Source organism: Pseudomonas sp. PS01303 (assembly GCF_029959385.1).
In the GTDB taxonomy this organism is placed as follows: Bacteria; Pseudomonadota; Gammaproteobacteria; order Pseudomonadales; family Pseudomonadaceae; genus Aquipseudomonas; species Aquipseudomonas rustica.
Genome location: NZ_JASCPK010000001.1, coordinates 208,527 through 223,000 on the forward strand (window position 1 = coordinate 208,527; position 14,474 = coordinate 223,000).

The window sequence follows — 14,474 nt, forward strand, 5'->3', positions numbered from 1 at the left end:
CTGTTGTAAGAGCCATTGATGACCAATTTCATAGGTCCATTACCATGCCTGATTCGTCAACGCTGTCCATGCCCTTCAATCCCGCCGGTATCGAGCTTGATCGCCGGCAGGGCCTGAGCCGCCAGCTCTATCAGGCATTGCGTCTGCGCGTACTCGATGGGCGCTTGGCCAGTGGTACGCGGCTGCCGGCCAGCCGCGATTTGGCGGCGGCGTTGGCGATTTCGCGTAACAGCGTGGTGCGCGCCTACGATCAGTTGTATGCCGAAGGGTTTATCGAAGGGCGGGTCGGCGACGGCACTTACGTCGCACAATTGTCGGCACCACCGCCCTCAGCGAAAAAACTATCCACAAAAGTATCCACAGGGTTTTCAACAGGCTTACCCACAGCCTTATCCACAAATTGGCTGGATTTACCTGTGATTCCATCCAGTAAAGTTATCCACAGCGATACTTTTTCACGCATCGAAAACAACCATTTGGCGAAGCCGCCGAGTGGTCCGCCGCGTGCTTTTCGTGTCGGTGTGCCGGCCTTTGATCTGTTCCCTTTTGAGGTATGGGCCAAGCTGAACGCGGCTTTCTGGCGCAAGCCGGATTTGCAGCAGCTGTGTTATGGCGACCCGGCCGGTGATGCGCGCCTGCGCGCAATGATCGCCGCGTATCTGCGCAGTTCGCGCGGCATGCAGTGCAGCGCTGAGCAAATTGTGATCACCAGTGGCGCGCAGCAGGGCATTAGCCTTTGTGCACAGTTGCTGGTGGAGCCGGGCGATGGTGTCGGCATCGAAAATCCTGGCTACCGCGCGGCGGGTCATGCGTTCGCTGTAGCGGGTGCGCGATTGCGCGGTATTGCGGTGGACGAGGAGGGCATTGATTGCGCGGCGTTGGCAGCGGCAACGGATTGTCGCGTCGCCTACGTGACGCCGTCTCATCAATACCCGACCGGCGTGGTGATGAGTCTGGCGCGACGTCTGGAATTGCTGGCGTGGGCCGAGCGCACGCAAGGCTGGATCGTCGAGGACGATTACGACGGCGAGTACCGTTACACCGGCGCACCGCTGGCGCCATTGGCGGCGCTCGATCGGCAGGGGCGGGTGTTGTACGTCGGCACCTTCGGCAAAGTCGCATTCCCGGCGCTGCGCCTGGGTTATCTGGTGCTGCCGCCAGCGCTGGTGGACGCCTTTTCCCAGCGCCGCGCGGTGGACGTGCGCCACTCGGAAGTGAGCACCCAGGCCGTGATGGCCGAGTTCATGGCGGCCGGGCATTTTCAGCGACACATTCGGCGGATGCGCCGTGCAGCGTTGAGCCGGCGCAATACCTTGTTGGCCGGTTGGCCGAGCGATATTCCCGGCGTCGGCAGCCTGCCGAGTGTGGCGGCCGGTCTGCATTTGACCATTCCCGTGGACACACTGGCCCGCGAGCAACAGTTGATTGCTCTGGCCGCCAGCGCCGATGTCGAGATCAACGGTTTAAGCAGTTATTGGCTGCCGGATTCAACCTTGCCGGCGGATCAACGCGCCGGCCTGGTGTTGGGTTTTGCCGCCGTGCCCGAGGCCGCGATCACTGCGGCACTCGGGCGTTTACGAAAGGTTTGGCGGGGCTGAGATCAAGGGTTTTCTTCGACGGCAGGTTCCTCCAGCACAGGCAGATCGAGGAACAGTTTGCGCAGTGCCGGATCAGTCAGTTTGCGCAAAACACCGTTGACCCGATCGAACGCATTCAATGATTTTTGCTGATCCACGGTGAGCGTTTCCAGGTAGCCGTCGGCGACTTTCAGGTGAGCCGTCGTCGGTTGGTCGGACGGTGTCTGCAGCGTTTTGTAGTGGAAGTGGGCAACCCACAGCGGCCGATTGTGATTGGCTTTGTCCAGAATCCGGAATTCCTGAAAGTAATCGCCGAACTGTTTCGTTGCAATCAGTCCGCGCTCATCACGTACGAGACTGACCTGCGCTTGCTCGTACATCCAATTGAAGGCGGTTTGCGTCGGCTTGCGCAGTTTGTACAGGCTGGCGCGGATATTCACGCCTTCCTGCCTGACATGTCGGGCTGCTTCACGCAGTTCAGCACTCAGCTCTGCCACTGGAGGCTGCTCTTTTTTGGCTTCGCGCAAGTTTTTCAGCGCTTGTTCGACCTCGTCAGCACGGCGCTCCAGTTTCAGCGCGTACTGATCATGGATGTCCTGCATGTCGGCAGGAATACGTGAGGGCCGCAGCGCATCCTTGCGGGTACGCTTGAGAAAGTTGGGGTAATCGAGAGTGAGATCCAGGGCATTGTTTATGGTGTCGATATCGTCGCGAGCCGGCGTCGGTGTAGAAGTTGATTTTGGCAGTATTTTATTCACTGCTTCAGCGGGTTTTTGCGCCGGGGCTGCGGGGGCTGGATCGCGTGGTCGGGACTTGTGCACCTTGATCATCGCCCGCGATGGACCGGGGCGCTCGGATTGTGACGTCTCGGTGATCTGCAGGGATTCTTCATTGAGCAGCAGAGAGTCGAGACGGGTCTGCGCCACTTGCCGAAACTCTTCGATCACCGTGCGCAGATGCATCACCGGGGCGCGCTTGACCAGTCCCGGGTGAGTATCGGGCAGCTCGAGCAAGCGCTCGTCGGCATCGTTGAAGGTTTCGAGGAAGTGGTTCATCCGTTCCAGCTCCGCAGCGGGTGTCGCTGAGGGGCTTCCGGCATCGGTCTGGACAGCCAGCTCGTGCGCTGCTCTCGCCGCACTGATGATAATGCTACTGACCTCTTCGCGAGCCTGACCCATGAGCGGGCCACCGCGGTCTTCTAGACACAGCTCGTTGGACATGCCGATTTCATTGGCTTTGAAATCCAGCGCGGTAGCACGGGGCATCAGGTTTTCAAGTTTTGTCGCTGTGATGATGCCGGTTTTACCAAGCGCCTTGAGCTGCTCAAGGGAGGTACGAGCCAGGGTCAGTTTCTCTTCCAGTTGCTGGCCCAGATGGATCGAGCGGCTGATGGTGTCGACGTAGATCTGGCGGGGGATCGGTTGATCGGCGGGTACGTTGAAGGCCATTGCATGCGTGGCTGCATCGTAGGCATTCCTGTTGATTAAAAACCACGCCGAGATGTTTTTGTGCAGTTCTGTGGTCATGCGCACCATGTCGTACACATAACCGACCGTGCCGCCCTTGGTGCGCCATTCGCGCAGTTGATCCAGCGCCGTCGCGTACTCGTTGATGGCCGTTTCCACTTTTTGCCCGTAAGCGCGCGTGGCGGCTGCGCTTGCCGGTGGGGCTGCCCTGAGCTTTTCGTTGAACGTCGTGTTCAACTCGGCCTGGAGGATTTTTTCGCGCTCCTTGAACGCCTTCAATGCGTCTTCGAGTTGTTGTTTTCGGTGCTCGTTGGCGTGCTTGAAATGCTGCAGACGACTTTTGCGGCCACCCCCGCGCAGGCGCAAACGGGTGTCGATGTACCACAATCCCTGCAGACCGTGGGTTAACAGCGGGCCACTGCGCGTCGGATCGCCCGGCACACACAGGGTGACTTGATCCTCGGGATCCAGACGCACTTCAAACCAGCGTTCGCGCACCTGCGCGTAGGTCTTGTCCCCGAGCTGGTAGAGGTGAGGCGGCTCTACGTTGAGCGTGATCAACGCTTCGTGCTTCAGGTCGGGCGGTGTCACTTTCAGCGAATCCAGATAGCGCCCCAGTTCGGCGGAGTTGCGTCGTGGCACTGAGCCGCCGACTTCAAGCGATGAACTGTGTTCAGGCGGCAGTTCATTGAGCAAAGGCATTGGCTGAAAACGTGAGCTCACCGGGGCGACCTCGATTTTGCGCGGGACTTCAATGACCGTTCGTGGGGTGCCTGCCGTGCCCGAAATCCGACGTCGTTGCCGCACGGCGTGGTGGGTCAGAATGATCCCCAGCGTCAACAGCACATTGCCCAGTGAAGTCCACTCGCCGAGGCGATTACCGCGCTCATGCGCGTCGAGCGCCTGCTGGATTTCCTCAATGCTTTGCCACACCCAAACGGCTGTCCCGAGCGCGCCGCTGAGAAAATTCGACGCGACATTGAACAGGCTCCAGCTGCTTTCCTGCAGCAACAGCCAGCGCTGATCGGCGTTGGACAGCGATTGACGATCCGCCAGTTCCACGATGGCCCGTGCGTTGTTTTCGAACAGCGTCTGCAGCCGGTCACCGTTGATTTCGTCATGGCCGAAATTCACGTGACCGAGCCCGTCCAGACGCAGATTGGGGTCGGAGAGCTGTTGCGTGATCAGCCAGGGCGACGGCAATCCTACGGGGAACACGTACTGGGCATATTCGAAACTCAGATTGCGATCGGGCAGCCAGGCCAATACCGAATCCCTGAGTTCGCCCGGTTGATGCAAGGCGTACAGCAAATTCTGTCGTGACGGGAATTGCATCAGCGTCGGTTCAAACAGCGGGCGGTACAGAATGCACGGACCATTGTCCAGATCGCCCGGGCCGATGATGAACATGTTGGTGACGGTGTCCGCGGCGCTGACCAGTCGATGCTGCGGGATCAACGTCAGTGGGCAGATGGAAATCCGCTGTGAAGACACAACGGGTTCGCCGACCAATTGGCGAATGTAGGCAAAACCGGTTTCATCAAAACCGTTCTGCGCGCGAACCTTGTTTTCCAGTGCGGCAAGGGGCAGCAACAGGCGCAACTGCTGGTGATACAGCGCTGCCTGACGCGCCGACTCCTGTGGGTCGTCGAGCAACCTGCGCTTGATCAGCTGTGGGTAGACCTGACCGATATCGACTTGCTTTGACAGCCGCACCAACAGATCGACTGTCAGCCAGGCCGGTACAGGCTCACCGTGTTTGAAACGAAGGCTGGCCTGATAAGGCGCGGTATTTTCCAGGGCGAACTCGCCGAGGTTGCGCGAATAGGTGTCGAGCACGTTGGGCAACGTCAGATCACCGGCGGTAAAGCTGTTGGTGATGCTGATCTCGAGATCATCCAGGGGCAGGGCGGCGGCGCCTTCGGCGTGTTTGTCGCGAATAATTGCTTCGTGCATCAGCCGCTGGGCAAAACGGTCGATGGGCTCGATCAGATCTTTGCTGATTTTGGCCTGCGGGTCGCGGTACAGCTTGCCCAGGCCGGTGATATATCGACTGTAAGCGGCGAGGTCTTTGGCGGAGGCGTTGTGCAGCCAGTCCGGAATTGCTGCGTCGAGTTGATCGAGTCGGGCCTGTTCGTCGACAGGCATCACCGACTCCGTCAGGGTGGCCGCAGCGGAGGGGTTGTCGCTGTCACTGGCGCTGATCGCGACTATGGCGTCGAGCTGCGAAGCCACCAATGCCCAGGCCATGTGATCAAAAATGTTGCCATCCGGCTCGAACAATCGCCACTGCATCGGTCGCCCGTCCAGCTGTTCGGAGAGGCGTGAGGGCAACGACGCCCCCAGCGCATCCATCGACGCAAACGACTCGTAGCCGCTCTCGATGGTGTACATCAACACCCGCTCGTGCCCTTCGTGACGAGCGCGAATGACCAGCGCGCCGCCCAGCAACAGGTGAGTTGCGCCAGCGCTTTCGAGAATGTCGATATCAATCAGGCCGGCCCGAATGTCGCTGAAATCACCCTGAGTTGCCAATCGAATGTTCTTGTCCGGCGTGGTGAAAATCAGCCGGGCCAAGGCACACTCTTCGGTGTTCCAGCCCTGCACCTGGTTGACGTCCAGGGCTGTGCGCAAAGAGTCGGCAAGTGCTTGCCAATGCTGTTCGGAGCGGCTGCTGCTGTTCCAGAAATCCAGTTGGCGTTCCTGATACTCGACAAACAGCAGCGGCGCGTACTCATTAAGCAGGCGGCCGATCTCCTCGATGTCGACGGCCAGATGCCTGGGCGTTGGCGCGTCGGGTTCCGTGGTCAGGAAGTGTTCACCGGCGAGAAAGTTGGCCGCGGCACCGTACAAATTCAGGCGTACCAACGCGTGGCTCAGGGATTCAAAACGAGTGGTGTCGGCAACGATCTGATGGTCTTCTTCACGCCATTGCGGTGTACCTATCATGCACTTGTCTGGATTCAGTGCCAGCTCGGGATATAACCCGTGTACGGCTTCGCTGAGCAATTGCGCAGCAACACCTGCCAGCGTCGGCCCATGGCTGGTCAGGTTGACCAGACGGCTTTTATCGAGCAAGGGCGTGGACGGGCTGGAAGCCAATGTGATGACTGGATTCATGCGTGTGCCTGCGATGTGGAAGGTGTGGTGACAGAAAAAAACAGATTTTTTGCCAGTTGCACGCCGATCTCGCTGCGGTAGATGGCGATCACATCCTGTGTGCTGGACGCACTGGTCAGGTTGTAGGCTCCGCCTAACAGGCGCTGGTCTCGGGTCTTGAGGTGGGCGGCGCTGAACAACTCGGCAACCGTGTCGGCGCGCTCGTAATGAAAGTGCGCGTACCACAGCACGGCGTTGGTTTTGCGGTCGCGAATTTCATATTCCTGCAGAAAGTCTTTCCTTGGGCCTTTGAGCCGACGCCGACCGGCAATCACTGCGATCGTCACCTCTTGCTGCGCCATCAGCCATTCGACGCGCGGCGCTGTGGGCAACTGGCGTTTGGTCATGCTCACGCGCAGTGAATGCCCCTCGCTCTTGAGCTGTTTCACCGCCGCGTCGAGTTTTTCTTTGAGCAGGGTCGCGGTGTTCGCCTGGGCATTTGAAGAAGGCGCAGAACGCAACGCCTGTTCGATGGCCTTGGCGGTATCGTGCAACTGATTGGCGTGGTGGTTCAGCGACTCTTCGACTTCGATCGGCAGCCGGTTCGCTTCATGAGCGAGACTTTTTTGCCGTTCGATAAAGCCCTGCAGCGCATCCAGCAAGGATTGCCCCGAGTTCATCAGGCTGCTCAAACTTCTCGATGGCAGGATTTTCGGAGGTTTGCTGCGCAGGCGTTGCACCCAAACGCCCGGTTCCTTTTTGTGAAAGGTTGCCAATACCCTGCCGGTCAGGCTGGCTTTGACATCCGCCAATTGCACGTGACCCTCGGCTTCTTTGCGTGGCACCGCGAGCTGAGTGCCTTTGAAGCGCGTTTTGATGGCTTTCTTTACCGGCGCGCGTGACGGGCCGGGCTGTGGCTGCTGAGGTCCACGGTCACGCAACAGTTGAGTCAGTTGGTGGGTGCTTTGCTGGCTGAATTCGCTGATGTGTAATTGCAATTGCTCAAGCTGATCGGGTATCAGCTCTGCGGCTGACTGCAGCGCAAGATCGCGTAATCGCGAGTCGATGATGGCGAACTGATCGACCAATGCATTGAGCGGCTCGATACGTTGGCTATCGCTGAGGACATGATCCTCACGTTGCAGATCCAGCGAGTTCTGAATCGCCAGGTCGGCCTCGTCGACCAGACGTTCGAGGTTTTCCCGAACAGCGTCCAGCCTGGCGCTGTTGCCTTCTTTGACGCAGAACGGACGCGTCAGCGTTACCCGTAGCGCTTTCATGTCCGGTACTTCGTACTCCGGCAGTTTTCTCTTGAAATCACTGGCAACTTGCGCGGCTTCTTTGCCGAGAATGTTCAGTTCGAGAAAACTCGCTTGAGCCATTTCTGTACGCTGGATCATCAGGGTGGTCAGTCTGAGCATCTCTTTGTAAGGGCCCAGATCAGCCGGCTTGATCCCTAGCTCCTCACCGGCCAGCAGCTTCAATGTCTCGTTCAGCGACGACTTGAATGCCGTTTCGATCTGATCGATCCACGACTGATTGAAAAACAGCTGGGTTCTGAGCATCTCGATCATTGAGGCGCGGTAACGCGGAACGGCATCGAAGCGGTTCAGCTCTTTTACCGAGCTGATGGCGTCGTCGTAGGCGCGGATCTGTGCTTCAAGCTTTTGCAGAAATACCGTTTCGTGGGCGGGATAGGTCGCATCCGGCGCACTGAGCATCGCCTTGCGCGCAGCGACCAACGCCGCCTTCGTCGGCCCCAGCTGGTTGTCGAATTGTTTAAGTTGCTGGCGCAGTTCGTCGACCCGCTGTGCATTCTTGCGCAGCACTTCGGCTCTGCGGCTTTTGAGCCCGCCACCGCGCAACCGCAGGCGCGTATCGATGAACCAGCGCCCCTGAAGGTTATGTACCAGCAGGGGCCCCGGGCGTGGTGGCTGGTGGCGGGAGTCGATGATCTGTACATCGTGCTGGTCGTTGAGTTGAACCTCGAACCAGCGCGATCCGACATTGGCGTAGAGCTTGTCGTCGCTGGCATAGAGGTGTTGCTGCGGGCCCTCATTGATGGGTTGTCCCAACTCGGGCGGCTTGTTGATGGCAAAGCGTTCCAGAGCCTGACCAAGGCTGACGGGCGTGCGATTGAGCGCGCCATCGCTATGGATTGCCAATTGATGGCTGGCCGGCAAGTCGACGGATGAAATGTCCGCGAGCTGTTTCATCTGGATTTTCGTCGGGTGCACAGGTGTTTCAACGACTGTGTTTTTGACCTGCGCTTCGGTTTCGCCGATCCGGCGCGTCGGCCTGCCCCGCGTGGCCGCGCGATGGGCCAGCACCATGGCCAACTGCAGAAGCAGGTCAGTGAGGGCGTGGGCAGCCAGTTCGTGGTCATCGTTTTGTGCAGCTTCAAGTGTTTGCTGCAGATCATCAAAAATCTGCCAGATCCACACCGCCGCGCCGAAAGTCGGATTGAGAAATGGCAACACCGCGTTAAACAGTTTCCACGCACCCAGTTTCAGCGTCGCCCAATGACTTTCGGCGTTTGATACCGATTGCCGGTCGGCGAGATCGATCAGCGCGTGGGCATTGGCCTTGAACAAAGCAGGCAGGTAATCACCTGCCAGTACGTTGCCGCCCAGCCTCACCGGTCTATTGAGGTTGACGTTAAGCAGCGGATTGGTCAGCAGCTCGGCGAGCACCGCGAGGTCGGGCAAGTCGCCGTGGAAAATGTAGTTTGAATAAGTGGCGCGCACTCGATCCGGCAACCAGGCGAGTACCGATTCGCGGATCTTTTTCGAATGCTTGATGGCGTAGATCAGACTCGCCGGTGTCGGGTACTGAGTCAGTGCGTTATCCAGCAGGGGCCGGTAGAGCAGGCACGGGCCTCTAGTCGGGTCACGCGGGCCGATCACGAACATGTTGGTGACGGAATCAGCGCTGTCATCGGCCTGTTGGTCAAGGACGAACGACAGTGGCCGGATGACGATTTCCTGATCGTCGACGCGGCGATTTTCACCGTCGGTACTCATCACCGCGACGACGTAACGATAACCCTGCTCATCAATGCCGCCTTCGCCGCGGATCTTGTTTTGCAGCGCGAGCAGCGGCAGTTGCACTCGCAAGTGACGGCTGTACAGATCCTCTAGATAAGCCGACTTGACCGGGTCATCGATCAGTCGATCCTTGATCCGCGCCGGATAGGTTTTACCGACATTGAGTGTGGTGACCAGCTCTTCGACATAGGCGGTCGTCAGCCAGTGGGGAACGCTTTGCGCGCCGAGGAAATACAGTTCTTTATCGCCCAACGGTTCCGCGATCAGGTTTTCCAGAGCCAGTTCGGCCAGGCTCAGGATCAGCGTCTCGCTAGTGCCGGTGGCCTGAGTACCCCAGACCACCGGACTGGTAATGCGGATACGCAGATCTTCAAGTTTCAGGTCTTTGGCTTCGGGGTGTTTTTTCTGCATCAGCAAGCTGATGTTGTTCAGAGCGAAACGCTGAATCGGCGGGATGTCATCTTCAAATGAAGTGGCACTGTTCTGCCGTACGGCGGCCAACTCCATGAGGTGGCGGCTGAACGCACTGAGGTCGTTGGAATTCGCTCGGCTCAGCCACTCTGGTAATAACGGGTCGATGCGATTGAAGCGCGCGTCGTTGTTGTGCGCGTGATGGGCGTTAGTGTCCGGGGCTGGTCTTGCCGGGTTGTCGCTGAAATCAAGCTCGCCCAGCGCCTGAGCCTGGAGGGCGATCAACGTGCAGGCCTGGGTGTCGAAAAAATTGCCTTCGGGTTCGACTAATCGCCACTCGACCGGACTCTCCGGTGGCTGATCGGCAAACTGGCTCAGGTATTCGCTCAGTTCTTCCAGTGAAGAATGGGCACGAAAGCCGATGACCACCGAGTGGCTGAGGATCATCGTGCGTTCACCCTGCACGCCGATGACCACAGCGATGTCCATGATGTTGAGGTGCTGCGCGGCTGCGCCTCCGCGATCCAGATCAATCAGGCAGACCCGCGTCTGGTAAGGATCATGGGACTGGCGCAGGGCGCGGTCGGGATAATTGAATACCAGGCGCGCGAGGGCCAGTTGATCGGCGTCCCAGCCTTTGACCCGCTTGAGGTTCCAGCGGGCGCGCAGGGCCAGCGACAGCTCCTGCCAGCGAGGCGTGTCGGGCTTGGTGAGCTGGTTCCAGTAATCGAGCTGCTGTTCCTGATAGGCGGTGAACAACACCGAGGCCAGCGTGTTGAGCTGCCGGCCGATGGCATCGATATTGACGGATAACTGGATGGTCGGGTTGGCGCCCGGTTGTCGAGTCAGGAACTGTTCACCGTCGATGTACATCACCGGTTTGCTGGCGATCACGTGCCACAGCAGAGCGTCGGTCAGGGACTCGAAACGAGTATCCCCCGCGATGATCTGTTCACCGTCGCTGATCCAGGAAGGTGTGCCGACCATGACCAGATCCGGATCGAGTTCAAGGGCCGGGTAAAGCCCGGCCAGTGTCGAGCGAAGCACCGTTGAGGCGACTTCACGCAGGGAAGGGCCAGTGACCAGTTGTGTCAACAGGTCGCCGGGTGGAGTGGGCGTGGGTTGAGAATCGGGCTCGTTGTTGAGCATGTTCAGATCCTTCTGACGATGAGGCTGCAAAACGCAGCATCGGATTCGCGAAGGTAGCGGGGGTTCTTTGGCGTTTGGTGGTAACTATTTATCGCAGCCAAAAAAAGACCCGCGCAGTGGCGGGTCAGTTTGTGCGCCAGTCTGTCGGGTTTACTGCTCGAAACCTTCCAGCACGTTCACCGCGTTGATGCCGATTTCTTCGACCGCGTAACCGCCTTCCATGACGAACAGCGTTGGCTTGCCGAGGGCGGCGATGCGTTTGCCCATCGCCAGGTAATCCGGGCTGTCGAGTTTGAATTGCGAGATCGGATCATCCTTGAACGTATCGACACCGAGCGACACGACGATGACGTCGGCGCCGTAGCGGTCGATCTCGTCGCAGCACTGCTCCAGCGCCGCGCTCCAAACGTCGTAGGCGGAACCGGCGGGCAGCGGATAGTTGAAGTTGAAGCCTTCACCGGCGCCTTCACCGCGTTCATCGTCATAACCGAGGAAGAACGGGAATTCCGCTTCCGGGTGGCCGTGGATCGAAGTAAACAGCACGTCGCTGCGCTCGTAGAAAATCGACTGCGTGCCGTTGCCGTGGTGGTAGTCGACGTCGAGGATCGCGACTTTCTTGTGGCCTGCATCGAGGAAGGCTTGTGCAGCGATGGCGGCGTTGTTGAGGTAGCAATAACCACCCATCAAATCGCTGGCAGCGTGGTGTCCCGGTGGGCGGCACAGGGCGAAGGCTGCGCGTGCGCCATTCTGGATTTCTGCTTGTGCGGTGAGAGCAACCTGCGCCGCGCTGTAGGCCGCTTGCCAGGTACCGGCGGTGATCGGGGCGCCGCCGTCGAAGCTGTAATAACCGAGTTGGCCGTGCAGGCTGGTCGGTTTGATCGCGCGCAGGGTGCGGGCGGGCCAGGTGTAGGGCAGCAAGTCACCGTCGGTGTTGAATTCAGTCCAGCGATCCCAGGCGCCTTTGAAGAAATCGAGGTAGTCGCGGCTGTGGATGCGGGCGATCGGTTCGAGGCCGAAATCTTTTGGTGCTTCGACCGGGCCGAGGTTCTGGTTTTGTACGCGTTGCAACACATGGTCGGCGCGCGAGGGCATTTCGAAGCACGGCTTGAGCTGGCCATCGATGAGTTCGCAGCGGCCATGGTGCAGGTGGTGATCGTCTGAGTAGATCGTCAGCATTTGTTGTTCTCCGCAAGGCTGGTTCGGTTGCCCCCAGTGTTGCGGCGCGAGAGGAATCGGAGAACGGCAGGAAAGGCCAAAAGGGGATTGATCTGGCCAAAACCTCTGACCGCAATTCGCCCCCTGAGGATCAAAAGATCGCAGCCTTCGGCAGCTCCTACACCGATTCCCTGTAGGAGCTGCCGAAGGCTGCGATCTTTAGATTTTCAAGCCCTGAATTGGCTGGGGGCCACGCCGCTCCAGCGTACAAAGGCATGGCGGAAACTCGCGGTCTCGCTGAAGCCCAGCGTTTCGGCAATGCGATAGATCGGCAACTGATCCTCACACAACATCTGCTTGGCCCGCTCGAAACGCAGTTCATCGAGCAGTTCCTGATAGCTGCTGCCCATGTCCTTCAGATGGCGGCGCAAGGTGCGTGGCGAACATTTCATCTGCTGCGCCAATCCTTCCAGCCCCGGCGCGGCATTCAATTGCGCACTGAGCAACTGACGAATGCGCCCCAGCCATGCCTGACGCCCGGTGAATTCGAGGTTCTGCTTGCGGCAACGTTCGGCCATGGCTTGATGCGTAATGGCATCCGCCAAGGGCAACGGCTGATCGAGCCAGTGTCGGTCGAAGGCGAAGGCGTTGTCCTTGGCGGCGAAGTGCAGCGGCGCGTTGAAGTGTTCGGCATAGCTGTCGCGGTAATCCGGCGCGGCGTGTTCGAACCGCGTGGCGAGCAGCGGCAGCGGATGCCCGAGCAAGTCATCGCAAATCACCTTCAGCGAGACCAGGCAGAACTCGGCATTGAACACCGCCATTGCCGGGCTTTCGCGATAGTCCGCCGCAACGAACCAGACGCGCTCGCCATCGTCTTCCAGGCTCAGTTCGAAAAGTGTTCCCAACAGCGCCGGATAACGGATCGCCAAACGCAAAGCGTCACCGAAGGTGGCACAGGTCAGCAGCGCATAACCGAGGATGCCGTAGCAGGAAACGTGCATGCGCCGGCCCAGTTCCAGACCGATATCGTGCTTGAGCGCGACCGCGTTGGCGCAGACCTGCATCTCTTGGTTGGTGGTGATGCGTGTGTCGGCACGGTTTAAATCCGCCGCACTGATGCCGCTGCCGTTGAGCAGCGCCTCGCTCGACAGGCCTTCGGCTTTGAAGGTGTTGAGGATCAGCGAGACCGCGTTGAGGGTAGTGAGGTGGGAGTGCAGCATGGGATCTTCCAGCCTTGAGATGGCTGGAATGCAGCAATTTATATGCCGTCACAGCCCCTCACCCCAGCCCTCTCCCAAAGGGAGAGGGGGCCGATTGGGGGATGTTGGTGAGATGCACCGACGTGAGACATCTCTGCCGAATCCACAATCGACACGGTTTATCAGGTCGAAGGACAGCGAAAAACAACTCGGTCAGTCCCCTCTCCCTCCGGGAGAGGGCTAGGGTGAGGGCCGATCCAGAGCCTTGCTCAGAGCAACTCACCACACAGATCCAGTTCAATCAGCCGGCGCACTTCTTCAGTTTCAAGCCCAGCACCGAGCAACCCGTGCAACTTGCCAAACGCCGCCTCACGGGTCATGCCGCCACCGGACAACACGCCAACCCCGCGCAAGCGGCTGCCGGCCTCATACACATCCAGCTCAACCCCACCTTCATGGCATTGCGTAACCGCCACCACCACCACGCCGTTGTCCCGCGCGCGACCAAGGCTCGCCAGAAACTCCGGGTTATCGCTCGGCCCGGTGCCGCTGCCGTAGCATTCCAGCACCAGACCCTGAATGCCGCTGTCGAGCAGGCCATCAAGAACTCCAGCGCTAATGCCGGGGAACAATGGCAGCACGGCAACTTTGGCCAGTTGCTTCGGCTGGTTATAGCTCAACGACGCCGGAATCGATGGGGCTTTCACGCCGCCGCCCTGACGCTCCAGACGCTTGAATGGATGACGGCCGAAGCTGCGCACTTTCGCGCAACGGGTCGGCGCCAGTAGTTCACCGTGGAAGTACAAATGCACGCCCGGCGCCAGGCCTTGGCCGAGGGCAACCAGTGCGCCACCGAGGTTTTCCCAGGCATCGCTGTCGGTCACGCCCGCCGGCAGCATGGAACCGGTGAAGCACACACGCGCATGCAGGCCGAGCAACTGGAAGCTCATCGCCGCCGCGCTGTACGCCAGCGTGTCGGTGCCGTGCAGGATCAGCACACTGTCGCAGCCTTGCACGTCCACGGCATCGACCACCGCTTCACGCAGTTGCTGCCAATAAGTTGGGGTCATGTTGGCGCTGTCGATCAGCGGCGACATCTCGCGAAAGCGCCACTGCGGCACGACGAGTTCAGGCTGGCTGTGCAGGTAATCGCGCATCCGCGCTTCGAAGCCGGACGCCGGGGCCAGGCCGTTGGCACTGGCCTGCATGCCGATGGTGCCACCGGTGTAGAGCACCATGACGTGTTGAGCGGCGGGATAAGTCGACGAATTCATAGGATTCTCCGAAACGATGAGTTCCTGTAGGAGTGAGCCTGCTCGCGATAGCGGTCTTTCAGCCAACATAAATGTTGAATGATGAACCGCTATCGCG

At 59.4% G+C, this 14,474-nt stretch carries 6 protein-coding genes; 1 reads left to right on the forward strand and 5 read right to left on the reverse strand.

Going from position 1 to position 14,474, the window contains the following annotated elements:
- The first annotated feature begins 44 nt into the window (after window positions 1–44).
- Window positions 45–1,598, forward strand: a complete 1,554-nt coding sequence (locus QMX93_RS00965) for a PLP-dependent aminotransferase family protein (protein ID WP_282351609.1) — start codon at window positions 45–47, stop codon at window positions 1,596–1,598.
- Between the two features lie 2 nt (window positions 1,599–1,600).
- Here QMX93_RS00965 and QMX93_RS00970 read toward each other — a convergent pair whose 3' ends face one another.
- The 5 genes from QMX93_RS00970 to QMX93_RS00990 form a co-directional block, all read right to left on the reverse strand.
- On the reverse strand, window positions 1,601–6,163 hold the full coding sequence (locus QMX93_RS00970) for a DUF6543 domain-containing protein (protein ID WP_282351611.1): 4,563 nt from the start codon (window positions 6,161–6,163) through the stop codon (window positions 1,601–1,603).
- Complete coding sequence (locus QMX93_RS00975; protein ID WP_282351613.1) at window positions 6,160–10,749, reverse strand: hypothetical protein; 4,590 nt, start codon at window positions 10,747–10,749, stop codon at window positions 6,160–6,162. The genes QMX93_RS00970 and QMX93_RS00975 overlap by 4 nt, the downstream gene beginning before the upstream one ends.
- A 150-nt stretch (window positions 10,750–10,899) precedes the next feature.
- Complete coding sequence (locus tag QMX93_RS00980) at window positions 10,900–11,925, reverse strand: histone deacetylase family protein (RefSeq protein WP_282351615.1); 1,026 nt, start codon at window positions 11,923–11,925, stop codon at window positions 10,900–10,902.
- A 206-nt stretch (window positions 11,926–12,131) separates the two neighbouring features.
- Window positions 12,132–13,124 (reverse strand): AraC family transcriptional regulator, encoded by a 993-nt coding sequence (locus tag QMX93_RS00985; protein ID WP_282351617.1) that lies wholly within the window; start codon window positions 13,122–13,124, stop codon window positions 12,132–12,134.
- A gap of 248 nt (window positions 13,125–13,372) precedes the next feature.
- Window positions 13,373–14,377, reverse strand: coding sequence for an asparaginase (locus tag QMX93_RS00990; protein ID WP_282351619.1), 1,005 nt, complete (start codon window positions 14,375–14,377; stop codon window positions 13,373–13,375).
- Window positions 14,378–14,474: the final 97 nt, after the last annotated feature.